This window comes from Novosphingobium sp. HNCC26DJ243, from assembly GCF_057180545.1.
In genome coordinates this window covers 523,490-549,462 of sequence record NZ_JBXUGN010000001.1, presented here as the reverse complement: position 1 = coordinate 549,462, position 25,973 = coordinate 523,490, and the positions used below count along the sequence as shown (strand labels likewise).

Below are 25,973 nucleotides of genomic sequence, written 5' to 3'. Positions count from 1 at the left end.
TGACGAAACCTTGGCCCCGGCGCGCGAAAGCGGTTAGCTTCGGGACATGATCTCGACAGCACCGCTCCGCCGCCTTCCCATCGTCCTTGCCGCACTTTCGGCAGTATCGGCCGGGGCCGTCGCGCCCCGCGACGTCACCATCACCCGCGACGATTGGGGCATTGCACATGTGAGCGGCCAGACCGATGCCGATGCTGTCTTCGGCGCAATCTATGCGCAGGCCGAGGACGATTTCCCGCGCGTAGAGGCCAATCTCCTGACGGCGTTGGGCCGCACTGCTGAAGCTGATGGCGATGATGCGGTTTGGCAGGACTTACGCCAGCGCCTCTGGATCGATCCCGAAGCGCTCAAGCGCGATTATGCTGCTTCTCCGCCATGGCTACGCACATTGATGGATGCCTGGGCCGATGGTCTAAATCATTACATTGCCACGCACCCTGCCGACAAACCACGTGTGATCTCGAAGTTCGAACCGTGGATGGCCCTTTCCTTTACTGAAGGTTCGATCGGCGGCGACATCGAGAAGGCCGCGATCAAGCCGCTCGCCTCGTTCTACGGCGGCGAGGCAGGACCACTTGCACTGCTCGACGAGCAGAGGCGCGACCGCGAACCGCGCGGCTCCAATGGCATCGCGATCGGGCCAAAGCTTTCTGCCAGTGGTCAGGCCATGCTGCTGATCAACCCGCACACGTCTCTGTTTTTCCGCTCCGAACTGGCGATGGAAAGCGGCGAGGGCCTCCACGCCTATGGTGCGTCCACTTGGGGGCAGTTCTTCTTTTATCAGGGCTTCAACGAGAACCTTGGCTGGATGCACACGACCAGCGGCGCGGACAATGTCGACGAGTTCGCCGAAACCGTCCGTAAGCGCAACGGCAAGTGGCAATATCGGCATGGCGGGAAATGGAAGCGTGTCGCAGAGCGCACCATTGTTCTTGGCTATCGCAAGGCAGATGGCACGATGGGCCATCGCACTTTCACGACCTATGCCACGCACCACGGACCCATCGTGCGAAGCGATCACAATCGGTGGATCGCGATGTCGCTGATGAATCGCCCGATCGCCGCACTCAGCCAGTCGTGGCTGCGGACCAAGGCGCGCAGCCAGAGCGAATATCTCGAAGTCGCGGGTTTCAATGCCAATACGTCGAACAACACGCTTTACGCTGACGGCAAGGGCAACATCGCGCTCCTCATGCCGCAATTCGCGCCCCGCCGTTCCGATCGCTTCGATTATCGCGATCCGGTTGACGGCACGAAGCGGGCCGCGGACTGGAAGGGCCTTTATACGTTCGCGCAGGCACCGAAGGTGGTGAACCCGGCCTCGAGCTGGATCTACAATTCAAACGATGCCCCTTGGCGCGCAGCGGGCGAGGGCACGCTGAACGAGAAGGATTATCCCGCCACGTTTGACCGCGTCGGCGCGAACCCTCGCGGCGATCATGCCATCGATTTGCTCGGCAAGGCGAAGGGGCTGACGCTGGAGTCGCTCCATGCGCTGGCCTACGATCCGCGCTTGCCGCTGTTCGAAGACCTCATTCCCGGTCTCCCTATGCCTATGGCGGACGATCCCTTGGCCGGGCCGGCTGCCATGCTGAAAGCGTGGGACAGGCGCTGGTCTGCGGATTCACAGGCGATGAGCCTTGCGAACTATTGGGGGGATGAACTGGAAACGGCGGTTCGGGCCAAGATGCCGCGAAACGCCAACGTCTTCGACGAAATGCGCAAGACCTCGCCCGCCGAAAAGGCAGAGGCGCTGCGCAGTGCTGTTTCACGCATGGAAAAGGATTGGGGTACCTGGCGCGTGGCATGGGGCGAGGTCAATCGTTACCAGCGCACCACCTCTGCCATCGTCCAGCCCTTTGCCGATGACAAGCCAAGCCTTCCAGTCGTGTTCGCCTCCGCACGCTGGGGGTCGCTTGCTTCATTCGGCGCGAGGCAATATCCCGGCACTAAGCGATGGTATGGGACCAGTGGCAACAGCTTCGTCGCAGTCGTGGAGTTCGGTCCGCGCGTGAAGGCGATGGCGGTCTCATCTGGCGGGGCCAGCGGGCGCGAAAGTTCGCCGCATTTCAACGATCAGGCAGAGATCTATGCCTCAGGACGCCTCAGGCCGGTCTATTTCTATCAGAGTGATCTCGAAGGCCACGTAGAGCGGACCTACAAGCCCTGAAGCCTGGCGGCTGCCCGGGCAAGATCGTCTGCGGTATCAACGTCCAGCGCAAGGCGCGGATCGAGTTCCACTGATGGTGCTCGCTGCAAAAGCGCACCTGCGCCGCGATCCCCTTCGAGAGCCAAAAGTGCGGAGAAGTGCCTCGCGCCGAAAATGGCCGGCACCATCGTCACACCGCCGACACGCGTCCCGATGCAATCGGAGTCGAAGCGCTCAAGCAACTTTGCAAAATGCGCGCCGGGGACAAGCGGCATGTCGGCCAGCGCGAACAGCACCGACTGATGCCGGGTCGCAGCAGCAGTGCCCAGAGCAATGGAGCGCGAGAGTGGCGCGCCGGTCGGCTGCAATGGTATTCGCCTGTATCCCGGCAGGTCGGGCGTCTCGTCGCAGCATAGCACGATCCGTTCTGCTAGCGGTAAATCGGCAAGGGCCTGCGCTGCGTGGTTTATGAGCGGCTTTCCGCCAAGATCAGCCGTGAGCTTGCCACCACCGAAGCGTGATGCGCGTCCCGCTGCCAGCAGGACCAGTGCCGTCACCCCTCAACGCTTTCGGCGAGCGGTGCGCCCATCCATTCCTGCCAATGTGCCAGCGCGTTGTAGTCCGCAACGATCTCGCCGAGGATTGAGAGCGCCAGCGTTGCCGGATCGCGCGTAGCTGGGATGAGGCCGATATGACCGCGCAGGTTCGCGATGCGCGCCGCCGGAACCCCTGCGGCCTCGAGCGCCGCAACTCGTGCTGCATGGGTGCGCCGACTGCCGATGGCTCCATAATAGAAGGCCGGCAGCGCCAGCGCTTGAGGAAGCAGAAACTCTTCCCAATCCCGGCCGTGGAACAGAAACAGGATCGCGCACCACGGGTCAGTCGCGATTGTCGGCAGCGTGTTGCGGGTTGGGAGCGGGGTGTACGCGATGCCTGACGCGGCGAGCACTTTGCCAGTCGTATCGTCCGGTGTCAGCGCAAGCACGCTTGCGCCGAATGCACTGGCCAGCCTGGCAATGGCGGTAAGGTCTTCGCCCTGACCCAAGGCAATGATGCGCAACATTGGTTGGTAGCTGATGGTAATGTGCTGACCATCCCAGCGCTCGGTTCCCGTGTGAGGTGATCCTGCAATCACATCGCACCCGATCTTCAGCGAAGCAGCGCCACGCGCATCGAGCGCTTCAAGCACTTGCGCAACGATCGCGGCGCTCGGCCTGGGGGTGAACAACAGGTCGATCCCGCCGCCGCAGGGCAGGCGCAGATCGATGTAGGGCGAGCCGATGCCGTAGCGCACGACCCGGCCCCAGCCTTCGGCAAGCGTCTCGATCGCTTCGGCAGCCACGGCATCCTCGATGCAGCCGCCGGAGAACGATCCGACCCGCCGGCCATCGGCGGCGACCGCCATCTGCGCGCCGACTGCACGAGACGAGCCGCCCTCTATCCCGACAAGAGTTACGAGCGCGCAATCCACGTCTTCTGCAGCGCGGGCTGCGACAAAACGAAGGATATCGATAGGGGTAGTGGCGATCATGCGTCGCGCGCTATAGCATCTCCAGAGGCAGACGGCGATGCCGCTTTCCGGTTGTGGCGTAGATCGCGTTGGCCAGAGCGGGGATGACCGGCGGTAGCGCCGGTTCGCCCAGGCCAGTTGGCGGGAAGTCGGTCTTGACGAATTCGACCATAATCTCGCGCGGGACGGTATTTATCCGCATCAGATCGAAGTCGCCGAAGTTTCCTGCGGTGATGGCGCCTGCTTCCTGCACCAGCTTCTGTCCGAGCATGGCCTGTCCAAGCCCTTCGATTGCCGCGCCTTGCGATTGGTGAACGGCGTTGATCGGATTGATGATGTGCGATCCTACGTCACCGGCCATCCACACCTTGTCGACCTTCACCATGCCATCGACGATGGAAATGTCGACCACCTCGGCAAAGTAGCCCAGATGGCTGAAGTAGAAGCCGAACCCGCGGCCGTTATTGCGCCCTTTCCAACCGGACATCCTGCACACGGCATCGATCACGCCGCGAGCCCGGCCAGTATGGAACGCCACCCTCTCGCCCGGTATCTCGCGGCTGTCGCCAAGCGTGCGGCGCATCAGGTCGGGCAGGTCCAGACCAGCAGCTTCCGCTACCTCGTCAAGGAAGGACTGGAACACGAACGCCATTGCATTCGAACTGGGCGCGCGCAGCCAGCCGGTTGCCAGATTGCTTGCCATATAGCTGACACCCAGATCGACATTGGGTACGACCGGCGCGGGAAATTCGGTGGGTGCCATTTGCGCTGCGCGCAAGGGCTTGCCGTCCTTACCGAAAGTGACGAAGTGGTCCTTGAACGCGACCAAGGCGCCCTTTTCATCAAGCCCGGCAGTGAAGCGGTGCCATCCGGCCGGGCGGTAGAAGTCATGGCGGAAATCGTCGGTGCGATCGAACAGGACCTTCACCGGCCTTCCCGGAAGTGCCTTGGCCGCTTGGCCTGCGATCACCATATAGTCGTTCATCAGCCGCCTACCGAAACCGCCGCCGATGCGCGTCAGGTGAATGGTCAGAGCATCAGGTGAAATGCCGCAGAACTTGGCCGTATCAGCCCGGCCTTGACCGGGATTCTGGCTCGGCGCCCAGATTTCGAGCTTTCCATCCCGGAACAGGGCAGTGCAGTTCTGCGGCTCGAGCGTGGCGTGAGCGAGGAAGGGGTAGTTGTAGTCCGCCTTGACGACCTTTGCGGCCCCCGACAGTGCCGCATCGGCATCGCCCGCCCTGAACGCGGATGACTGGGGTGCGGTTGACATCAGCGCTGCGGCGTCCGCTTCGTACTTTGCGGACGAAAAGCCGCTCACCTCGGCATCCTCCCACTTCACTACCAGCTTGTCGCGCGCCTTGCTCGCCTTCCACCAGCTGTCGGCGATGACGAGCAGAGTGTCGGCCTTGCCTTCGGGCACGAAGCCGCTGTTTACAGCAACCACGGCGAGGACGCCGGGGATGGCCTTCACTGAGGCATCGTCGAACGAGCCGACCGTGCCGCCGTGCGCCGGGCATTTCACCACGGCAGCGTGCACCATGCCGGGCAGGCGCGTGTCGATGCCGAACAGGGACTCGCCCTTGACGATCTTCGGAACGTCGATGCCGGGGCGGGACTTGCCGATGATGGTGAAGGTCGCAGGATCCTTGAGAGGAACCTGGGCCAGATCGGGCGGCGTCTGTGCCGCAGCGGCCTTGGCCAGCGATGCATAGGTCATGCTCCGGCCGCTTGCTGTGTGCAGCACGGCACCGCGCGCCGTCGTCAATCCTGCAGCATCGACGCCCCACTGCTCGGCAGCCGCTGCGACCAGCATCGCGCGTGCGCCCGCGCCGACCTGACGCATCGGCAGCCAGTTGCGCGGCGTTGCGGTGCTGCCCCCGGCCACTTGCGGGCCATAGCGCTTTTCGTCAGCGTCGGTCTGTTCGATCCTGACCTGCTCCCAGGCCAGATCGAGTTCCTCGGCGATCAGCATTGGCAGCATGACCTTCACGCCCTGGCCGATCTCGGGATTCTTCGCGCCGATGGTCACGGTGTTGTCGGGATTTATGCGCACGAAGGCGTTGAGGACGTCCGCTTGTGCGCTCGCCGATGGTGCCGCGAGCACGATTGACGCATCGAGCGTCAGTGCCGCGCCACCGGAAAGCGAGGCAATCATGAAAGATCGGCGATTGAGGTTTGGCGTGCTCGTCATGCCATCTGCTCCCCGGCGGCCTGATCCGCTGTTGCGGCCTCGGCGGGAAGACCAGCGGCCTTGCGGATCGCTGCCCGGATACGCAGGTAGGTGGAACAACGGCAGATGTTGCCGCTCATCCAGCCGTCAATGTCGTCGGCGCTCGGCTTCGGATTCTGTTTGAGCAGGGCGGTGGCCGACATGATCTGGCCGGCCTGGCAATATCCGCACTGCGGCACGTCGAGCGCAATCCAGGCTTCGGTCACGCGCTGGCCGATCGGGCTGGTAGCTACGCCCTCGATTGTCGTGATCGACCGACCGGCGGCATCCGCAATCGGCGTCTGGCACGATCGCACGGCTTCACCGTCGAGATGGACCGTACACGCCCCGCACAGACCTGCGCCGCAGCCGAATTTCGTGCCCGGCATGTCGAGATCTTCGCGCAGGACCCAAAGCAGGGGCTTGTCCGCCTCCGCGTCCACCACGCGCTTTCGACCGTTCACTGTGAAGGAAACGCTCATCGATTTGAATCCTCGCGAGAAACTGGAATTGTCCGGGGCATTTGAGGCCTGCGCACGATGCGCCACCGCTGAAGCGTGAAGAGCCATCTCGCGCGGGTCAAGCACCTTGTTGGGCAGGTGCGAAGGGCCAGCGGGCACATGACACCCAAAGGTCGCGCGACCGTTCTCTTTGTATGGTGCCGCACGAACCTGCGTGTTGTGCCAGTTGGCGGATCAAGGCATCCCCCGCAGGGACCAATGCCGATGTATGCGAAGGCAAAAGCCAGCGCAGCCCGTCCGACGGTAGAGGAGAATTTTCATGGATCATGGCATCGGCATGGACGCCGCGCTCGACATCGCGGATCGTGTTGAACGCTTCGTTCGCGAAGTCGTCGTTCCATTCGAAAATGATCCACGCCGTGACGATCATGGCGCGCCGCTCGATGAGCTAGTTCAGGAACTGCGCGGGCTGGCGCGCGAGGCGGGCGTTCTCACACCGCATATCCTGTCCGATGGCCGCCATCTCAACCAGCGTGAGACAGCGGTCGTCCTGATCCGCTCGGGCCTCTCACCGCTCGGCATGCTCGCCTGCAACACCCAGGCGCCCGACGAAGGAAACATGTACCTGCTTGGCAAGGTCGGCAGTCCCGATCTCAAGGAACGCTTCCTCAAGCAGCTCGTCTCGGGCGAGGCGCGTTCGGCTTTCTTCATGACCGAACCGGCAAGCGAAGGCGGGGCCGGGTCCGATCCCTCGATGATGCAGAGCACTTGCCGCCGCGATGGCAACCACTGGGTGATCAACGGGCGCAAGGCCTTCATCACCGGAGCGAAGGGCGCCAAGGTCGGCATCGTCATGGCCAAGGACGAGGACGGGGGTGCCTGCATGTTCCTGGTCGACCTGCCTGATCCCGCGATCCGTATCGAGCGCGTGCCAAATACGATCGACAGCTCCATGCCCGGAGGCCACGCGGTCATCGCCATCGACAACCTGCGCGTCTCGGCAGACCAGATGCTGGGCGAACCGGGCGAGGGATTCAAGTACGCCCAGGTTCGCCTTTCTCCGGCCCGTCTCTCGCACTGCATGCGCTGGCTCGGCGGCTGTATTCGTGCGCAGGAAATTGCCACCGACTATGCCTGCAAGCGCATGGCATTTGGCAAGACCCTGATCGACCATGAGGGCGTGGGCTTCATGCTGGCCGAGAACCGCATCGATCTCAAGCAGGCGGAACTGATGATCGACTGGTGCGCCGGCGTGCTCGACACCGGATCGCTCGGCACGGTCGAGAGCTCGATGGCAAAGGTTGCCGTCTCCGAAGCGCTGATGCGCGTGGCCGACAAGTGCGTGCAGGTCATGGGTGGATCGGGCGTCACCACCGACACGATAGTGGAGCAGATGTTCCGTGAAGTGCGCGCCTTCCGCATCTACGATGGTCCAACCGAGGTTCATAAGTGGAGCCTTGCCAAGAAGGTAAAGCGTGACTGGCGGGATTCGCAGGCGGCGATGGCATGACGCAGTTTGCGCGCCGGAAGGGCGAGAAAGTCCACCAAGTCCCTCGTTCAAACGGCTGACTGTTCAGTTTCGGAAGATTTACGTCCGCGGGCTTTTCGGACCCCGGTTCGGGCCTGAACAGTCGGTTGGCCTCGCCGCCGCCGGTGATCCGGCGTTGCCAGGGAAGGCGCGAATCACGCAATGATAGCGGAGCAGGGCGTGCTGGATTTGAGCCGGGAAGGCGGGCAAATCCGGCGTGCGCAGTGATGGTGCCAATTCGGTCTCATCTTCGTGGGCACCCACATGGTGCATAGTGTCCTCACTGCCTGACGCATCCGGAAAGCTAACTATAGGGCGTGTAAGTAATTTGGGTGCGGCTCGTCTGCTGGCCTCGCTCAATGCCGCCTAATTCGATCATAAGCGGTGCAATTTCCACTTGGGATCGATCGTTTCGCAGGTAGGACGATGCCCCATGGCCGCACGACGAATGATGCGGCTCCTGCCTGCAACGATGCTGGCAGGTCTGACGGGGACTGCACTGTAGCCATGCATGCATCAGCAAGACCTATTCGCGACGTGTATGACAGCCTCTCCGTCGCGCTCGACGATCTCGACAGCCACGGGCATGCCATGGCGGCGTTGCATTTGGCTATGGCTGTGGATTGCCTTCGCTCTGCGATCGACGGCCCTGATGAGGTGGATCGTGGCCCAGTCTTTTCCTCTGCAGGTCCAAGGTTGCGGATCGTTGCATCCTCGTCCTGAAGGCGTTTGAGCGCATTGCTTTAGGGGACAGGGGGCTTTTGCCCCCTTTTTTGCGACCGTGGCAATCGTCGACAGATCAGACCGCTTCGTCGCAATCCTTATTGTCTATCGATCCAATTGAGTTTAATCGCTCATGGATCGGACGGCGGGTGCCAAACGCCGGGCTCAGCAATCTCAGAGGCATTGATAGCTGAACTTGACCACGGGACAGTGCTTCTTTAATGTCTATTAAAACAGTTGAGTATAAGAGGTTGCGGCGTACCACGAATCGCCGGCCGGAAACATCTCGGGGCGACATTGCTCGAACATTCGCCTCAACGGAGGACAGGAACAGGACAAGACTTGCGATGACCGGACAGACTATCCCTCGCGCTGCCACTTCCCTCGATGGAGAGCAGCAACTCGAGGAAAGCATCGCCAGCGTGCGTGAAGCTCTCACCGGGCTGCGCTACGGCAATGTTTCCCTCACCGTCCACGAAGGGCGGGTCGTGCAGATTGACGTGACTGAAAAGCGACGGCTCAAGCCGAACTGATCATCACCGCAAAACAATAAAAAACCAGAACTAAACACCGCACCGCTGACCGGACCACCGGAAGCATCGTTCGGAACACCCATGAGGTCCTACGATGAACTTCCGCGTCTTACTCGCGGCGGGGGCTGCGCCTCTCGCCTTGGCTTCGCATGGCGTCCACGCCGTCGAAGCGCCCGTTACTCCTGCCGAGACGGCTACGGCCACGTCTGACGTCGCTCCTGTTGACCCGCAGACCACCTCGGTGGGCACAGGTGCCAATGACAGCGGAGAGATCGTCGTCACCGCTCGACGTCGCGCCGAAACCGCCCAGGACGTGCCGCTTGCCATCTCCGTGATCGGCGGCGAACATATCGACAGCACCGGAAGCTTCAATGTCGGGCGTTTGCAGCAGCTTACGCCGACGCTTCAGTTCTACTCTTCAAATCCCCGCAATACCGCCGTGAACATTCGTGGTCTCGGGGTGCCGTTCGGCCTCACCAACGATGGCATCGAACAGGGCGTCGGCATCTATATCGACGACGTCTACAATTCGCGCGTTGCTTCGGCCACGTTCGATTTCCTTGACGTCAAGCAGATCGAAGTCCTGCGCGGTCCGCAGGGTACGCTTTATGGCAAGAACACGACTGCGGGCGCGATCAATATCACGACCAATCAGCCGACCTTCGATTTCGAAGGCAAGGCCGAGGTCAGTGTCGGCAATTTCAACTATGTTCAGGCAAAGGCAGCAGTCTCGGGTCCGATCACCGATACGCTGGCCGCGCGTCTCGCGGTCTCGTCGACCAACCGCCGTGGCACGATCTACAATGTCACATCCAACCAGTGGATCCAGAGCCAGGACAACCTCGGCCTGCGTGCACAATTGCTGTTCCATCCAAGCGACGCGCTCAGTATCACGCTGGCTGGCGATTACAGTGAACAGGATGCCGTGTGCTGCGGTTCGGTCTATGTCCGCACCGGTACCACGCAGCGCGCGCTGAACCGTCAGTTTGCAGCGCTTGCCGCCGCGCAGGGCTATGCCGTGCCGAGCACCAACCCTTTTGACCGCCTGACCGATCTCGATTCGCCCCTTCAGGCGGGCAACAAGATCGGCGGTGCATCTCTGCGCGTGAAATGGGACCTTGGTGCTGGCACCCTCACTTCAGTGACCGCGTGGCGCTTCTGGGACTGGAAGCCTCAGAACGACCGCGATTTCACTGGTCTTCCGATCGTGGCCAAGTCGCAGAACCCGTCGCAGCAGGACCAGTACACTCAGGAACTGCGCTATAATTACAGCGCTGATCGTCTGGATTTCGTGATCGGTGCGTTCGGCTTCTATCAGCGCATCGACACGCAAGGCACAGAAGCGCATGGCAGCGCGTCGACCAAGTGGAATCTCTCGCCATCGAACGCACTGTACAATTCCAACGTGCTCGATGGCCTGACCGCGCTCAACACGCAGTATCTCAAGAACACCAGCCTTGCGCTGTACGGCCAGGCGAGCTTCAAGGTCACGCCGGAACTGACCCTGCAGCCGGGCCTGCGCGTCAACTACGACAAGAAGGACGGTTTCTACCAGCGCCGGGTCTTCACCGCTGCCGGCAATGAAGTGCTGCTCGACGGCACGACGAATCCCACGAAGACCGCGCAGCTTGGTATTTTCACGCCGCAGACGATCTCGCCCAAGTTCAGTGACTGGAATTTCAGCTACGATTTCACCGCAAGCTACAAGGCTGCCCAGGGCATCCTGTTCTACGCAACTTACGCCAAGACCTTCAAGTCGGGCGGCATCAACCAGAACGGTGTCCCGACCGATGCCGCCAACAATCCGATTCTTGCCGCCGCCACGGTGAAGCCGGAGTCTGTCCGGCACTACGAGGCCGGCATCAAGACCGAGTTCCGCGACATCGGTGCGATCCTCAACCTTTCGGTGTTCCGTACGGACATCAAGGATTACCAAGCCAACGTGAACAACGGCCAGTTCGGTGTTCTTCGCGGCTATCTCGCCAATGCTGGCGCCGTGCGCTCGCAGGGTGTGGAAGCGGATTTCTCGATCCGCCCGACCGAGCGTTTCAACGCTTACGTCAACGGTGCCTACACCGATGCCACATACCGCAAGTTCGTCGATGCGCCTTGCCCGCCAGAACTGTCGGGCGGCACGGTGGTTACCGGTTCGCAGGTCCCCGGAGCGGCAGGCACGCCGGGCGCGCTCAGCCCTGCGAATTGCGATATTTCCGGTCAACGTCTGCCGGGCGTGTCGGAATGGTCGTTCTCATGGGGTCTCGAAGCCAATGCGCCGGTCAAGTTCATCGGGCGCGAGGGGCAGGTCTACTTCGGCTATGACGGAAGCTATCGCTCCAAGTTCTCGTCCAACCCGTCGCCTTCTGCCTATACGTGGGTAGATGGCTACTCGCTGTCGAACTTCCGCGCCGGCTTCCGGACGGACAGCGGCTTCGACGTCTATGGCTGGGTGCGCAATGCCTTCGACGCGAACTACTTCGACCAGTTGTTTGTCGGACCCGGCAACACTGGCCTGATCGCAGGGCTTCCCGGCGATCCCCGTACCTGGGGCTTCACCATCCGCACTGCATTCTGATCGACCACCCCGCACCGTGTGCGGCACCTGGGGCCGGTGGAGCGATCCACCGGCCCTTTTTCGTCAGTTGTTTCCGCCGATGAAGTCGCCAAGCGCGCCCAGAGCCGAACCTTCGCCGCGGTTCTGCCCGCCGCGCGATCCCGCCGCTGCCAGCATGCGCCCGGCAAGACGCGAGAAAGGCAGAGACTGGATCCATACCTTGCCCGGGCCACGCAAACGCGCAAAGAACAGGCCTTCACCGCCGAACAGGACTGAACGCACACCGCCTGCGGTTACCAGATCGAAATCGACCGATGGCGTATAGGCGGCGAGGCAGCCTGTATCCACATGCAGTTCCTCGCCCGGGGAAAGTTCCCGCTCGACCACGGTACCGCCCATCTGGACGAAGACCCAGCCATCGCCATCAAGCTTCTGCATGATAAAGCCTTCACCGCCGAACAGGCCGGTCATCACCCGGCGCTGGAAAGCGATTCCGATCGACACCCCGCGCGCAGCGGCAAGGAAGCTGTCCTTCTGGCAGATCAGCGTGCCGCCCACGTCCGAAAGCTTGATCGGCAGGATCGCGCCAGGTGTAGGAGAGGCGAAAGCGACCCGCGCCTTACCGCCGCCGTTGTGAGTGAACACGGTGGTGAACAAGCTTTCTCCGGTCACCAGCCGCTTGCCCGCGCCCAGAAGCTTGCCCATGAAACCACCATCACTGCCACCGCTGCCGTCGCCGAAAACGGTCGTCATGCCGATCGCGGCGTCTTTCCACACCAGCGCTCCAGCCTCGGCCACGGCGCTTTCGCCCGGATCGAGCTCGATCTCGACGAACTGCAGTTCCTGCCCCTTGATCTCGAAATCGATGTCGTCGGCGATGCTTTCACGGCGCTGATGGGCCCATGGACTGTTGGACATGCAAGTGATCTCCCATGAATTACTGCGACAGACATAAGCATGACCCGTCGCGATGCGAGAGGGCATACCCAGCTTTCGTCGACGCTGGTATGACGCTCGTCATGGCAACGATGCAAGACGCTCTGACAACTCCCGACCGCTTGCTCGCGGGGGCCGAACGGCTGGTTGTGCGCGAAGGTGTGCGGGCGCTGACCGTGCGCCGGATCGCCGAAGAAGCGGGCGTCAATTCTGCCCTTGTTCGTTACCACTTCGGCGATACCGACGGCCTGCTCGGAGAACTTGCTCTGCGCAACGCCGCATGCCTTTCCGATGCACGCACGCGCCTCCTTGATGGTTTGTCCCCCGGCGATTTCGCAGGCGCGGTTGAGGCACTGGTCGTTCCTCTGTGGGCCCGCGCAGCCATGAACCCGCGGTACCGGGCGATCGTCGTGCTGGACGAGGTATTCTCGCGATCCGGGCAGGATCTCAATGCCCGGATCTGGGCGGTCTTTGCCGATGGCGTGGCGCGTGTGCAGGCAGCGTTCGAGGCGTGCCTGACGGGCGTGGACCCGCAAGCGCTTGCATGGCGCATCCGCTTCGTGACTGCCGCTGCACTCGACGTTCCTCCGCGCGGGTTGCCCGATGGTCGCGAGGGCACGCGCTCTGCCTATGGCACGGACAGCGACGAGGCGCGGCTTTCCCAGTTCCGAAAGTTTGCCGCAGATGCTCTGGCAATGGACAGAGCAGACTGTTCCAGTTCATAACCGAGCCGTCGAACGGGAGACATCTGAATGACTGACCTGCGCCCGGCACGCTATTCGCTTGCCGCTGTCATCCTCCATTGGTCCATTGCCGCGTTGCTTCTCCTCCAGATCGGTCTGGGCTGGGGGTTGGAAGACCTTCCCAAGGGCGTGGCGCAGTTTGCGGGGTACCAGTTCCACAAGTCGGTCGGCATCACGATCCTGCTGCTCAGCCTAGCCCGCGTCCTTGTGCGACTGATCAAGCCGCGTCCGGCGCCGGTGCTGGCAAGCAAGCCACAGATGGTGCTGGCGTCGGGCGTCCACCTGCTGCTTTACGGCGTGATGATCCTTGGTCCGCTGACGGGCTGGATCATTGTCTCGACCGCCAAGGTACGGCTCCAGACGATGCTGTTCGGTACCATCCCATGGCCCGATCTGCCTGTCGGTCAGGCGCTGCACGAGCCGGCAGAGGGGATTCACGGACTCATCGGGACCGTCGGTTTCCTGCTCATCGTGTTGCACATTGCCGGCGCACTCTATCATCATTTCAAGCGCGAGGACGTGATCGGGCGGATGCTTCCGGCCTCGATCGCCAGCCAGAAGGCTATTGGCGTTTCAGCGGCTATCGCGATTGTGGGCGGCCTCGGCCTGATGATTGCCGGCCGCACGATGTCGTTTGCATCCCCCGCCTCGACAGCGGCTCCTGTGGCCTCCGAATCTGAAGCCGTTGCAGCCCCCGATGCCTCGGAGCCTGCCGCACTGCCGAGCGAGGCCCTGCCCGGCGTTGCGGCGTCGGAGCCAGCCGCCTCGGCCAAGGCAACGCCGTGGACGGTCGAGAAGGGCGGCCGTCTCGGCTTCACCGCCGACTACACCGGTGAAGCGATCAAGGGCACCTTCACGCGTTGGGACGCGGCAATTGTCTTCGATCCCGAAGACCTCCCCGGATCGTCGATCAAGGTCACGGTCGATCTCGCTTCGGTCGAAAGCGGCGACGGTCAGCGCGATGACATGCTCAAAAGCGACAGCTTCTTCGGGGCCGGTGCCAATCCGAAGGCCGTGTTCCGCTCGACCTCGATCCGTGAGAGCGGCGCGGGTCGATACATTGCTGCGGGCACGCTTTCGCTACACGGCAAAGCGCGGCCGCTGGCCGTGAGGTTCGCTCTCAAGATTGACGGTGACAAGGCCATGGCCACGGGCAATGCATCCTTGCAACGCCTGTCCTTCGGCGTCGGCGAAGCGGAATGGTCGGCCACGGATCAGCTCAAGGATGCGGTCGGAGTCGATTTCGCTCTCAAGGCGACCCGCAAGGCGGACTGATCAGCCGCGCAGTCCGGCGAAGAAGAAGTCGGAATAGCTGCGCGCCCAGCGTTCGGTTTCTGCGTGGTCGTAAACGTGTGCGCTTCCTACCAGACGCGCATGCCCGAGAATACCTTCGAGCCAGAAGCGCGCGGCGAGGCCGAGGTCGGCAATGACGACGCCTTCCTCAATCGCTGCCGTGCGCAGTTCGGATTCGATATCGGCAAGGGCATGCGCGAACATGGCGTGACGATAATTGACATCGCCATCACCGAATTCCTGGTCGCACCAGTCGACCAGCCGCTCCATCATGATCCCGTCGGGTGAGAGCAGCAGTTGCACTACCATCGCGGCGCGCTGGCAGAAGCTCTCGACGAGCGGGAGTCCGGCGCCTGTGGCGAGGATCGAGACCCGGCGCTGGTCTACCTTGTGCCGAAGCAGGGCTTCCAGAAATTCGCGCTTGCCGGGAAAGCGGTTGTAAATCGTGACTTTTCCGATCCGCGCATGGCGGGCCAGTCGGTCAAAAGTGAAGCTGTCGAAGCCATGTTCGACAAGTATGTCCCATCCAGCCTCAAGGATGCGGACAGGCAGCTTCTGCGCTTCTTCAAGCGACGGCCTGCCGCGCCGTCCCATGCTGGCAACCTCGGGAAGGCCGCAGTGGTCCTCAGTGCATGGTGGGTTCGGTGTCCTTGACGATCCGGGCGGCGGTACGGGTGGCGTCATGCGTCTCGTCCCGCGCGCATGCCAGCCACTGATCTACCCGCTGCACCGGGCACGACATCTCCAGACCCTGGCAATAGGCCTGCCACAGACGGCGGCTCGCGTCCGTTATCCAGCTCATCCATCCCACCTTTCCGCCTTTGCGGCGTTTTGTGGGTTGAGAGTGCCTCAGCCATCGACAGAGTCAATATGCTATAAAATGGACGAAGCCGGCTCATTTTGCAGGCTCCGGCGCCTTCCAGCCAAGGCCGAGCGCTTTCTCGATGGCCACGAAAGCCGTGGTCAGTTCGGCGCGCGCTCCCGCTGTCGCCATCGCGGCCTGAAGGGCCTGGCGCTCAGCGCTCAGCTTGTCGGTTCTGCTCGCCGTGCCCGCCGCAAGCCGCTGGGCTTGCAGCGCGACGTTTCTCTGCGCGCGCTGCTCGGCGTCAACCGTGCGTGCGAAAGCGATGCGGTGCGCACCGAACCGGGCAAGCGATCCCTCGGCGTCCTGCAAGGCCGCAAGCACTGTCTGGCGATAGCGGGCCTCGGCCTCGGCAAAGGCGCCCCTGGCTGCATCGATTTGCCGCTCGCCGCGACCGCCATCGAACGGCGACCATCTGATCTGGGGCAGGGCGAGCCCGACGATATTGCCCGGATCGAACACGTCGCCAATGGTCTGGCCACCAAGTCCGAGAAGACCGAGGAAACTGATCTTCGGGAACTTGTTGGCGATCTGCACGCCGATTTCGGCATTGGCTGCGGCGAGTTGCCGCTCGGCCACCCGGATGTCGGGGCGGCTGCGCAGTAGCAACGCCGGATCGCCTACAGTTACGTCGACCGGGGGAAGGGGAATCGCAACCGGTTTGCCAAGCTGCGCATCCAGCGCACCGGGCTCCTTGCCGGCCAGAACCGCGATCTGGTCCATCAGAACAGCAATTTCCGCGCCGGTGCGCGCAAGGTCCGCCTCACTGGCAAAGGCTTGAGCCTCGGCTGCGTTCAGCGGTTGCGCGGGCGCGGTACCGGCCTGCAGCCGTTCGCGTGCAAGACCTGCCTGCGCACGGTCGATCTCGACCTGCCGTTGTTGCAATTGCAGCATCGCCTGCCTTGCGCGGAGACCGACATAGGCGCGGGCAACCTCGGCAGAAAGCGTCACGCGCGCATCGGCAACTCCGGCCTCTGCTGCTTCGGCCCTTGCCGAGGCCTGTTCGATCTTGCGTCGCGTGCCACCGAACAGATCGATTTCCCACGCCGCATCGAAGCCGAGATTGAAGGCGTTGATCTCGTCACGACCGCCACCGCTGCCGCCCAGAAGGTTTCCCGGCACATTGATGTAAGGCGCTGCAAACGAGGCGTTGAGCGTGGGCAGCACCGCCGTCTTGTTAGCCGCAAGCGCGGCGCGCGATTGGGCCACGCGCGCATTTGCGATGGCCAGCGAAGGCGAGTCGGAAAGGGCCTCGTCGATCAGAGCGTCGAGCACCGGATCCTGCAGCGCGGTCCACCAGCGGGCATCGGGTGCCTGCGTTGACAAGCCTTGCGCGCGGACGAATGTGCCGCGCGATGCGGCCTGAGGCGCAGCGTCCGGCGCACCCGCATAATTCGGGCCTACCGTCGTGCAACCGGCAAGCAGCGTCGAGGTAACCAGGGTAACGCCCAGAGAGCGGAAGGAGCGGAAAGCAGTCATCAGTGCGAAGCCTTAGCGTGATAGCCCTTGGGTAGCGGGCGCAGGAGCAGGACCAACGGCGCGACGAGCAGGATGCCGATCGTCAGCGCCATGAAATCATCGTTGAAGGCCATGACCAGCGCATCGCGCATGACCATGCTGTCGAGCGAACGCAGCGCCGCCGCCATGCCGTCGGTCCCGCCGCCGTAATTCATGCTTTGCTGGCCCACCCAGTCCTGAATGTTGAGGTCGTTGGCACCCAGCGCGCCGTGAATCGTCCAGCGGTGATACTCCCAGCGTTCGTCCTGGAGCGTTGCAAGCAGGGCAAGGCCGATCGAGCCGCCGAGGTTGCGCCCGGCATTGAACAGGCCCGCTCCGTCGCCGGCATCGGCGACGGGCACCGAGCTGATCGCCGCCTGATTGAGGAACAGCATGCAGAACACCGTGCCAAGGCCGCGCAGCAACTGCGTCACCACGAATTCACCGCCCCGCGATTGGGCAGTCAGGTTGACGTCGAGATAGCATGACAGCGCGAGCAGCATCACGCCGGTGCCGACGATGACGCGCAAGTCCACCCTTGCTACCAGAATCGGGAAAAGCGGCATCATCAGCATGGCCGGAATGCCTGACAGGAACACGATCTTACCCGCCTGCATCGCGTTGTAATCGGCGATCGCTGCAAGGAACTGCGGGATCACATAGGCCGTGCCGAACATGACGCCGCCAAGCACGAGCGAAAGCCCGAAGACGGCGGCAAACTCGCGGTTGCGCAGAAGCGCCAGCTTCACGACCGGACGCTTGGCGTAGATCTGGCCCGCAGCGATCATCAGGAAGCCGAGCAGGGTCACGGCCGAGAGCTTCCAGATCAGCGCGGATTCGAACCACTGTTCGCGATGGCCTTCCTCGAGCACGACGGTGATGCCGCCAAGGCCAAGCACCATGCCGATCACGCCCAGCCAGTCGGCGTTGACCAGTTCGTCCAGCTTCATCCGGCCCTTGGGCAAGCCGACGAGAAGGAGCACGATAAGCACGATGCAGATCGGCACGTTGACGAAGAACGCGTAATGCCAACTGAAGTTCTCGGTCAGCCAGCCACCGGCAAGCGGCCCCATGACCGGCCCCATGATCACTGTTGATCCGAACAGTGCCGTACCGATTGGCTGCTGCCTTGGGGGCAGGCGGGTGGCGATAATGGTCAGCGCGGTCGGGATCATCGCGCCGCCGGTAAAGCCCTGACCGATGCGGCCGATGATCATCATGGTCAGCGACGTCGACAGGCCGCAAACGACCGAGAATGCCGTGAACAGCGCTGCCGCGATCAGAAGGAACCGGCGCAGGCCGAACACGCGTTCGAGCCAGCCCGTCAGCGGAATGATGATTATTTCCGAGACGAGATAGGCCGTCGCGATCCATGTTCCCTCGGACGAGGACGCGCCAATCTCGCCCTGGATCGTCGGGAGCGAGGCGTTGACGATCGAAATGTCGAGCGTCGCCATCAGCGAGCCGATTGCGCCCGCTGCTACGCCGAGCCAGGCCGTCACGTCCGCTTTGTCGCTCGCTGCGGGCAATGGCGGCGGCAACACCTTGCCGTCGTCGAAGGATGTGGCGGCGGCGCTCACTTGGCCACCTGTTCCTGCTCCTTGCGGATTGCCTCGACTGCCGACTTGGCCGAGCGGGTGTCCACCTCGACGGTCAGCGACAGGCCGGGGACCAGCACCTTGCGCGATTCAGGACCAGCATTGATGCGGATGCGCACCGGCACGCGCTGGACGATCTTGGTGAAGTTGCCAGTCGCATTCTGCGGCGGGATCAGCGAGAAATTGGCTCCGGTCCCGGGGGTAATGCTCTCGACCGTGCCGTGGAAATCGACGTCGGGCAGGGCATCCACGCTGATCGTCACTGGCTGGCCCGGTCGCATGAGTCCGATCTGCGTTTCCTTGAAATTGGCCTCGATATAGAGCGCCTGGGTCGGCACGATGGTCATCAAGCGTTGGCCTGGTTGCACGAACTGGCCGACGCGCACGGTCGAATTGCCGATGCGACCCGCGGTTGGTGCGATGATGCGCGTCGTGCCGAGATCGTTGTCGGCAGCCGCACGTTGCGCCTGTGCAGCCTTGATCTGGGCGGCAGACTGACCCGCCTGAGCGCGCGCGCTGTTGACCCTATCGTGCGCGGCGGCAAGCATCGCCTGTTTGGCGTTCACGTCGGCTGCCGCCTTGTCGCGATTGGCGATCAACTGGTCGAGCATCTGTTTCGGTTCGGCACCCGAGGCAACAAGCGGGCGGAAACGTGCGACTTCGCCGTTGAGGTAGGAGAGTTCGCGCGCGCTTGCTTGCATTGCGGCGCGGGCCTGCCCGACTGCGGACTGGGCCTCGCTGATCGCGGCAACGGTTGCCACCTCGGTTGCGCGGGCGACGTCCACTTGCGCGCTAGCCTGGGCAAGTCGCGTCGTGAAATCGGTCGGGTCGATCTGCACGAGCAAGGCGCCTGCCGCGACCGCCTGATTGTCTGCCACGGGCACCTCGCGGACATAGCCCGCCAGCTTCGAGCTTACCGACACGCCATCGGCCTTGACGTAAGCGTCGTTGGTCTCCTGCATGTAACGGCCGACTGTTTCGTACCCGTAGAGCGCGTAGGCACCATAAGCCGCACCAAGCGCTAGCACTCCGAGCGCGATCCGCCCCGCAGCTTTCTTGCGACCCCCATTCGCAGCGGTCCGTTCGTTTTCGAGGGAGGGGGAATCAGCGGTGGCGGCCATGGATCATCCAGTCACGACGTTAATTGAACGAAATCGTTTCGTTGCAAGTTGCCACTTGGTTTGGCCATCGCGTTTTGGCAAGTGCGGAATTTGCCCGGCAAGGTGCAAAAAATGCAGCCTTTTGCAGAGCAGCCCGCTTTTATGGGCATTTCCAAAGGACCATCCGCTTTTTCGACACACCCAGCAGGGCAGGGTCAGACCAATATCTCATCTAAGATGCCGACCATTGATCGACACACTCAATCAATGAAGGCGGAATTGCTCGTTGGAAAAAGCGAAGGCTGTGTCCTATCTCGCCATTCGTACAGAGTTTCCCAACCGACCAATCAGAAGGATTTGAGTCTATGTCGATCGTCGGAACCAAGCTGAAGCCGTTCCAGGCTACCGCCTATCACCAGGGCAAGTTCGTCGATGTCAGCGATGCCGACGTCACCGGCAAGTGGGGCGTGTTCTTCTTCTACCCTGCCGACTTCACCTTCGTCTGCCCGACCGAACTCGAAGACCTCGCCAACATCTACGGTGAACTGCAGGGCCTCGGCGTCGAAGTGTACTCGGTCTCCACCGACACGCACTTCAGCCACAAGGCATGGCATGACAGCTCGCCCGCTGTCGGCAAGATCAACTACTACATGCTCGGTGACCAGAACCACACGATCTCCAACAACTTCGGCATCCTGCGCGAAGGCGTCGGCCTTGCCGATCGCGGCACGTTCGTGACCGATCCGGATGGCACGATCCAGCTCGTTGAAATCACCCCCGAGGGCGTGGGCCGCAATGCAACCGAATTGCTGCGCAAGATCAAGGCTGCCAAGTACTGGCGCGAGAACCCCGGCCAGGTTTGCCCTGCCAAGTGGGAAGAAGGCGGCGAAACGCTGGCTCCCTCGTTCGACCTCGTCGGCAAGATCTGATGTTCCCCTGAGGAGGCGTGCCGCGTGGGGCACGCCTCCCCTAAAGCCCGCCGGTCGGGCCGTGCCGCTTGAGGGCTGCCCGCCGGCTCCACGCCCCAGGAATTTACCATGATCGCGATCCCGCGCGCCGACCCTTCGGTGACGCGCGGCCGCGCTCTGTCCGAAAGGTTTGCATGATGCCCGTTCTCGACGCCAACGCCACGGCCCAGCTGAAGGCCTATCTTGGCAATCTGCGCCGCCCGATCGAACTGGTCGCGACGCTCGACGCTACACCCAAGTCGGCCGAGATGCGCGCGTTGGTCGAAGAGATTGCGGCGCTGTCCGACAAGGCTTCGGCGCGCTTCGATGGTTCCGACGAACGCACTCCGAGTTTTGCCATTCGCGCCGATGAAGGCCGCGCTCAAGCCGTTTTCGCAGGCCTGCCGATGGGCCACGAATTCACGTCGCTGGTGCTTGCTCTGCTCCACGTCGGCGGCCACCCGCCCAAGGAAGACCCTGACCTGCTTGATCAGGTGCTTGGCCTTGAAGGTCCGCTGCACTTCGAAACCTTCTTCTCGCTGACCTGCCAGAACTGCCCGGATGTGGTGCAGGCGCTCAACATCATGGCCGCGCTGAATCCCAACGTGAGCCACGTCGCCATCGACGGCGCGCTGTTCAAGGACGAAGTCGAACGCCGCCAGATAATGGCCGTGCCGACGGTGTTTCTCAACGGTCAGCCTTTCGGCTCGGGCCGCATGGACCTCGCGCAGATCGTTGCCAAGCTCGATACCAATGCTTCGGCCCGCGCCGCCGAGAAGTTGGCGGCCAAGGAACCGTTCGACGTCCTCGTCGTCGGCGGTGGCCCTGCCGGTGCGGCTGCGGCGATATATGCCGCTCGCAAGGGCATCCGTACCGGCATAGTGGCCGAGCGCTTCGGCGGTCAGGTGCTCGATACCATGGGCATCGAGAACTTCATTTCGGTGCAGCACACCGAAGGCCCCAAGCTGGCCGCGCAACTCGAGAACCACGTCAAGGAATACGAAGTCGACGTGATGAACCTGCAGAAGGCGACCGGTCTGGTTCCTGCAGGTGATGATGGCCTGCATGAAATCAAGCTCGAAAACGGGGCGAGCCTCAAGGCGAAGACGCTGATCCTCTCCACCGGCGCGCGCTGGCGGCAGATGGGTGTGCCTGGCGAGGACGAGTATCGCAACAAAGGCGTGGCCTATTGCCCGCACTGCGACGGCCCGCTGTTCAAGGGTAAGCGGACGGCAGTGATCGGCGGTGGCAACTCGGGCGTCGAAGCCGCAATCGACCTTGCCGGGATCGTGGCACACGTCACCCTGATCGAGTTCGACAGCGTGCTGCGCGCAGATGCCGTGCTCCAGTCGAAGCTGCGTTCGCTGCCCAACGTCACGATCGTCACATCGGCACTGACTACCGAAGTGCTGGGCGATGGCGCAAAGGTCACCGGCCTGGTTTACAAGGATCGCGAGACCGAGGTTCTGCACACGGTCGAACTTGAAGGTATCTTCGTCCAGATCGGTCTGGTGCCGAACACCGAATGGCTCAAGGGCGCGATCGATCTTTCGCCACGGGGCGAGATCGAGGTCGACCCGCGTGGCGCGACGAGCATCCCTGGGATCTTCGGTGCCGGTGATGCGACGACCGTGCCCTACAAGCAGATCATCATCGCGATGGGTGAGGGCTCGAAGGCTGCGCTGTCTGCGTTTGACCATCTTATTCGGCAGGGCTGATTCAACAGCCCTTCGGGTCGCAGAACGGCGGCGTGGCTCTGAGCGGCCACGTCGCCGTTTGCATTTCCGGGGCCATGCCGGTAACTTGACGATTGTCTAGCGCTGTCAAGGCGCATGCCGGGAGAGATTCGATGACCAGCCACTCCGTCACCATCCGTCGCAAACTTGGATTGGCCGTTCTTGCGGGCAGCGTCGCATGCCTCGCGGTGTCCGCGTCGGCATCTGGCAAGACCGGCTATCGCGATCTCAACCGCAACGGGAAGCGTGACGCGTACGAAAATCCGACGTTGCCGGTCGAAAAGCGCGTGGCGGACCTGCTCAAGCGCATGACGCTGGAAGAAAAGGTCGCGCTGATGCTCCATGGCACGCTGCAGGCAGATAACGGCCGCGGCATCGGCGTGGGAACGGCATACGACAAGACGGCTGCCCACGACCTTCTGGCAAGTGGCGTGAACAGCTTCATCACCCGCCTTTCGCCCGACGCGCGATCGTTCGCCGAAGAGAACAACGCAATTCAGAAGCTCGCCGAGGCGACCCGTCTCGGTATTCCTGCCACGATCAGCACCGATCCGCGCAATCATTTCCAGGTTACCGTCGGCGCAAGTACTGCCAGCGGCGGCTTTTCGCAGTGGCCAGAAACACTGGGCATGGCTGCGATCGGCGATGAGAAGTTGGTCGAGCGCTTCGGAAGCCTCGTGGCTGCCGAATATCGCGCGGTCGGCATTCAGATGGCCTTGAGCCCCCAGGCCGATCTCTATACCGAACCGCGCTGGCCGCGCGGCAACGCAACCTTTGGATCGGACCCGGCCACCGTCTCTCGCCTTGCTGGCGCCTATGTCCGCGGATTTCAGGGAAGCGCCAACGGTCTGGTGAAATCGGGTGTCGCCACTGTCGTCAAGCACTGGGTGGGCTATGGCGCGCTGCCTGAAGGCTTTGATGGGCACAACTACTACGGGCGCAGCGCAAGGCTCGACAACGAGAGCTTTGCCCAGCACGTAGCGGCTTTCGAGGGCGCACTGGCAGCCAGGTCGGCAGGCGTGATGCCGACTTACGTAATTGCCGACGGCGTCACGATCGATGGCAAGCCTGTCCCGCAGGTGGGAGCCGGTTTCAGCAAGCCCCTGATCGAAGGCCTGCTGCGCAAGACCAAGAAGTTCGGCGGTATCGTGATTTCCGATTGGGCGATCACGAACACTTGTCCCGAGCAATGCATGAACCCGACGGCCGAAAAGCCGCAGGGCTTCGCCATCGCCATGCCGTGGGGCGTGGAAAACATGGCGGAAGAAGATCGCTACGCGCTTGGCGCGAACGCCGGCATCGATCAGTTCGGCGGTGTTGACAACCCGGCGCCGCTGCTTTCGGCGGTCAAGGCCGGCAAGGTTCCCTTGGCTAGGGTAAACGAGGCCGCGGCCCGTGTCCTGCGCCTGAAGTTCGAACTCGGGCTTTTCGAAAATCCTTTTGTCGACGTCGCCAAGGCAACCGAGATCGTCGGTAGCAAGGCGACCCAGGCCGAAGCTGATGCGGCGCAGCGCGCTGCGCAGGTGCTGCTTGAGAACAAGGGGGGGCTTCTCCCCCTGCAAGCCGGGCGCAAGGTATGGCTGTCGGGCGTTTCGGCCGAGGCTGCGCGCGCGGCCGGGCTGACGGTCGTCGACTCCGTCGAGCAGGCCGACGTCGCGCTCGTGCGCGTGGCGACGCCCTACGAGAAGCTGCATCCCAACCACTTCTTCGGCAGCCGCCAGAACGAAGGTCGTCTCGATTTCCGTGTCGATGACGAAGCGACCAGGGCTATCGCCATGGCATCGGCCAAGGTGCCGACAATCGTTGCGGTCGACCTCGATCGTCCTGCGGTTCTGACTTTGCTCAAGGACAAGGCGAGCGCGCTGTTTGGCCTGTTCGGCGCAAGTGATGCGGTGCTGCTCGATCTGGTTACCGGCAAGGCGCGGCCAAAGGGCAAATTGCCCTTCGAACTGCCCTCATCGGCCAAGGCGGTCGAGGACCAGCACCCCGCGCGGCCCGATGACAGCGCCAATCCACTCTACCGGCGTGGCGACGGGATTACCTATCCCTGATGCGGGATCCTAAAGGCCGGGGAAATCCGATAGCCCGGCCTTGCCGACTCCCGAACGCTCGGCCACAGACGCCAGCGTGAGTGCAACAATCGTCATCGGCGCCGACCGATCCGGCGCCCCAGTCAGGATCGACGTCGAGGAACTGCTTGCTACCCGCCTGCTGGTGCAGGGCAACAGCGGGTCTGGCAAGTCGCACCTGTTGCGCCGCCTGCTCGAACAGAGCGCGGGCATCGTCCAGCAGATTGTGATCGATCCCGAAGGCGATTTTGTCACGCTGGCTGATGCCTTCGGTCATGTCGTGGTTGATGGCTCGGCCTACGACGCCGCCGAGATTGCAAAGCTTGCAGCCCGCATCCGCAAGCACCGCGCCTCGGTCATCCTCACGCTCGACGGTCTCGAACTCGAGGCCCAGATGCGCTGCGCCGCCGTGTTCCTCAATACCCTGTTCGATGCCCCGCGCGAGGAATGGTATCCCGCGCTGGTGGTGGTCGACGAGGCGCAGATGTTTGCGCCGGCTGCCGCTGGTGACGTGACCGACGAGGTCCGCCGCCTGAGCCTTTCGGCGATGACCAACCTGATGTGCCGTGGCCGCAAGCGTGGGCTGGCGGGCGTGATCGCAACGCAGCGCCTTGCCAAGCTTGCCAAGAACGTCGCCGCCGAGGCCTCGAACTTCCTGATGGGCCGCACATTCCTCGACATCGACATGGCGCGTGCGGCGGATTTGCTCGGCATGGAGCGCAAGCAGGCCGAGACGATCCGCGATCTCGAACGGGGCCACTTTCTGGGCCTTGGTCCTGCGATTGCGCGCCGACCGGTCGGCGTGCGGATCGCCGATGTCGAAACACGGGCGCGCAATGTCATACAGGGCCTGATGCCACTGCCCAATGCGGGCGGGGCGGAGATGGAATCGTTGCTGCTTTCAGAGCCGCTGGCGATGGAGCCGCTGCCACGAGCGTCCGAGCCCGACGTGGTTCCGGTCGAGAGCGAGGAATTGCTCGGCCAGATCGCAGGATTCGTGCCTCCCGGCGAGGATGTCGAGCCTCCGGTTGAGCCGAGCCTGTTCGCCGCCGAGGAGACTGCATCGAGCATCGCTGCTGTTTTGGCCGAGATGGCGCTAGAGCCCGACTGCACGTTTCAGCCTGCGGCGCAGCTCTACCAGGACTTCACGGTCCGTTGTCGCATGCTGCGCATTCTGCCGGGCATGGATCTTGTCGCCTTCCGCCGCCGCTTTGCCATGGCCGTGGCCGGGATTTCCGACGATGCCGAGCCGCGCTGGCAGGAACTCCTGCGCATCGGGCGTGAAGTGCCGGACGATCTCCTCGCGCCGTTCCTCGTGCTGGCGCGCGCAGCGGTCGAGGGCGCTGCATGTCCTGATGATGAAGCACTGGCCACCATCTACGGCACGCGCTCTTCGGGCCGCATCCGCCGACTGCTCGAGCATCTTGAAAAGAGCAATCTCATCGTCGTGCGCACCGATTATGGCGGTCGTCGCTCGGTCGGCATTCCGGCACTGGGGATGACAACGGCGCCGGTAGAGGCCTGA

At 62.9% G+C, this 25,973-nt stretch carries 20 protein-coding genes; 10 read left to right on the top strand and 10 right to left on the bottom strand.

What is annotated here, in order from left to right:
- The first annotated feature begins 46 nt into the window (after positions 1-46).
- Positions 47-2,170: a penicillin acylase family protein gene (locus AC2A04_RS02665; RefSeq protein WP_484210766.1), complete on the top strand. Its 2,124-nt coding sequence runs from the start codon at positions 47-49 to the stop codon at positions 2,168-2,170.
- Here the strand turns inward: AC2A04_RS02665 and AC2A04_RS02660 are convergent.
- From AC2A04_RS02660 to AC2A04_RS02645, 4 genes are read right to left on the bottom strand one after another with little or no spacing between them, the layout of a single operon-like run.
- Positions 2,158-2,706 (bottom strand): nucleotidyltransferase family protein, encoded by a 549-nt coding sequence (locus AC2A04_RS02660; protein WP_484210765.1) that lies wholly within the window; start codon positions 2,704-2,706, stop codon positions 2,158-2,160. The genes AC2A04_RS02665 and AC2A04_RS02660 overlap by 13 nt on opposite strands.
- Positions 2,703-3,680 carry an XdhC family protein gene (locus AC2A04_RS02655; protein ID WP_484210764.1) on the bottom strand — a complete coding sequence of 326 codons (978 nt, stop codon included), beginning with the start codon at positions 3,678-3,680 and terminating at the stop codon, positions 2,703-2,705. Before AC2A04_RS02655 ends, AC2A04_RS02660 begins: the two co-directional genes overlap by 4 nt.
- Before the next feature lie 10 nt (positions 3,681-3,690).
- Complete coding sequence (locus AC2A04_RS02650) at positions 3,691-5,853, bottom strand: xanthine dehydrogenase family protein molybdopterin-binding subunit (RefSeq protein WP_484210763.1); 2,163 nt, start codon at positions 5,851-5,853, stop codon at positions 3,691-3,693.
- Entirely contained in the window at positions 5,850-6,353 is a 504-nt protein-coding gene (locus AC2A04_RS02645) for a (2Fe-2S)-binding protein (RefSeq protein WP_484210762.1), read from the bottom strand. The genes AC2A04_RS02650 and AC2A04_RS02645 overlap by 4 nt, the downstream gene beginning before the upstream one ends.
- A gap of 298 nt (positions 6,354-6,651) precedes the next feature.
- Between AC2A04_RS02645 and AC2A04_RS02640 the strand changes: the two genes are divergently transcribed.
- The 3 genes from AC2A04_RS02640 (at position 6,652) to AC2A04_RS02630 (ending at position 11,688) form a co-directional block, all read left to right on the top strand.
- Positions 6,652-7,842: an acyl-CoA dehydrogenase family protein gene (locus tag AC2A04_RS02640; RefSeq protein WP_484210761.1), complete on the top strand. Its 1,191-nt coding sequence runs from the start codon at positions 6,652-6,654 to the stop codon at positions 7,840-7,842.
- A 1,088-nt stretch (positions 7,843-8,930) separates the two neighbouring features.
- Positions 8,931-9,116, top strand: coding sequence for a YezD family protein (locus AC2A04_RS02635; RefSeq protein ID WP_484210760.1), 186 nt, complete (start codon positions 8,931-8,933; stop codon positions 9,114-9,116).
- Between the two features lie 94 nt (positions 9,117-9,210).
- Entirely contained in the window at positions 9,211-11,688 is a 2,478-nt protein-coding gene (locus tag AC2A04_RS02630; protein WP_484210759.1) for a TonB-dependent receptor, read from the top strand.
- Between the two features lie 63 nt (positions 11,689-11,751).
- On the opposite strand, the gene AC2A04_RS02625 is transcribed toward AC2A04_RS02630, so the two are convergent.
- Positions 11,752-12,585, bottom strand: a complete 834-nt coding sequence (locus tag AC2A04_RS02625) for an AIM24 family protein (protein WP_484210758.1) — start codon at positions 12,583-12,585, stop codon at positions 11,752-11,754.
- Positions 12,586-12,686: 101 nt separating this feature from the next.
- Here AC2A04_RS02625 and AC2A04_RS02620 point away from each other — a divergent pair, with 101 nt between their 5' ends.
- Together AC2A04_RS02620 and AC2A04_RS02615 are read left to right on the top strand one after the other, a co-directional pair.
- A complete protein-coding gene (locus tag AC2A04_RS02620; protein ID WP_484210757.1) occupies positions 12,687-13,328 on the top strand; it encodes a TetR/AcrR family transcriptional regulator in 642 nt (213 codons plus the stop codon).
- A gap of 27 nt (positions 13,329-13,355) precedes the next feature.
- On the top strand, positions 13,356-14,621 hold the full coding sequence (locus AC2A04_RS02615; RefSeq protein ID WP_484210756.1) for a cytochrome b/b6 domain-containing protein: 1,266 nt from the start codon (positions 13,356-13,358) through the stop codon (positions 14,619-14,621).
- Here the strand turns inward: AC2A04_RS02615 and AC2A04_RS02610 are convergent, their stop codons facing one another.
- From AC2A04_RS02610 to AC2A04_RS02590, 5 genes are all read right to left on the bottom strand, one after another.
- Positions 14,622-15,233: a TetR/AcrR family transcriptional regulator gene (locus AC2A04_RS02610; protein ID WP_484210755.1), complete on the bottom strand. Its 612-nt coding sequence runs from the start codon at positions 15,231-15,233 to the stop codon at positions 14,622-14,624.
- Positions 15,234-15,264: 31 nt separating this feature from the next.
- On the bottom strand, positions 15,265-15,441 hold the full coding sequence (locus AC2A04_RS02605) for a hypothetical protein (RefSeq protein ID WP_484210754.1): 177 nt from the start codon (positions 15,439-15,441) through the stop codon (positions 15,265-15,267).
- A 93-nt stretch (positions 15,442-15,534) separates the two neighbouring features.
- Complete coding sequence (locus tag AC2A04_RS02600) at positions 15,535-16,980, bottom strand: efflux transporter outer membrane subunit (RefSeq protein WP_484210753.1); 1,446 nt, start codon at positions 16,978-16,980, stop codon at positions 15,535-15,537.
- The gene (locus AC2A04_RS02595; protein ID WP_484210752.1) at positions 16,980-18,578 is read right to left on the bottom strand and encodes a DHA2 family efflux MFS transporter permease subunit; all 1,599 of its coding nucleotides are present in this window, start codon (positions 18,576-18,578) and stop codon (positions 16,980-16,982) included. Before AC2A04_RS02595 ends, AC2A04_RS02600 begins: the two co-directional genes overlap by 1 nt.
- Positions 18,575-19,717 (bottom strand): HlyD family secretion protein, encoded by a 1,143-nt coding sequence (locus tag AC2A04_RS02590; RefSeq protein ID WP_484210751.1) that lies wholly within the window; start codon positions 19,715-19,717, stop codon positions 18,575-18,577. The genes AC2A04_RS02595 and AC2A04_RS02590 overlap by 4 nt, the downstream gene beginning before the upstream one ends.
- A gap of 344 nt (positions 19,718-20,061) precedes the next feature.
- On the opposite strand from AC2A04_RS02590, the gene ahpC reads away from it, so the two are divergent.
- The 4 genes from ahpC (at position 20,062) to AC2A04_RS02570 (ending at position 25,973) form a co-directional block, all read left to right on the top strand.
- Positions 20,062-20,625 carry an alkyl hydroperoxide reductase subunit C gene (ahpC, locus tag AC2A04_RS02585; protein WP_484210750.1) on the top strand — a complete coding sequence of 188 codons (564 nt, stop codon included), beginning with the start codon at positions 20,062-20,064 and terminating at the stop codon, positions 20,623-20,625.
- A 176-nt stretch (positions 20,626-20,801) separates the two neighbouring features.
- Complete coding sequence (gene ahpF / locus AC2A04_RS02580) at positions 20,802-22,361, top strand: alkyl hydroperoxide reductase subunit F (protein WP_484210749.1); 1,560 nt, start codon at positions 20,802-20,804, stop codon at positions 22,359-22,361.
- Positions 22,362-22,492: 131 nt separating this feature from the next.
- A complete protein-coding gene (locus AC2A04_RS02575; RefSeq protein ID WP_484210748.1) occupies positions 22,493-24,430 on the top strand; it encodes a glycoside hydrolase family 3 protein in 1,938 nt (645 codons plus the stop codon).
- A gap of 76 nt (positions 24,431-24,506) precedes the next feature.
- The gene (locus AC2A04_RS02570) at positions 24,507-25,973 is read left to right on the top strand and encodes a helicase HerA domain-containing protein (protein WP_484210747.1); all 1,467 of its coding nucleotides are present in this window, start codon (positions 24,507-24,509) and stop codon (positions 25,971-25,973) included.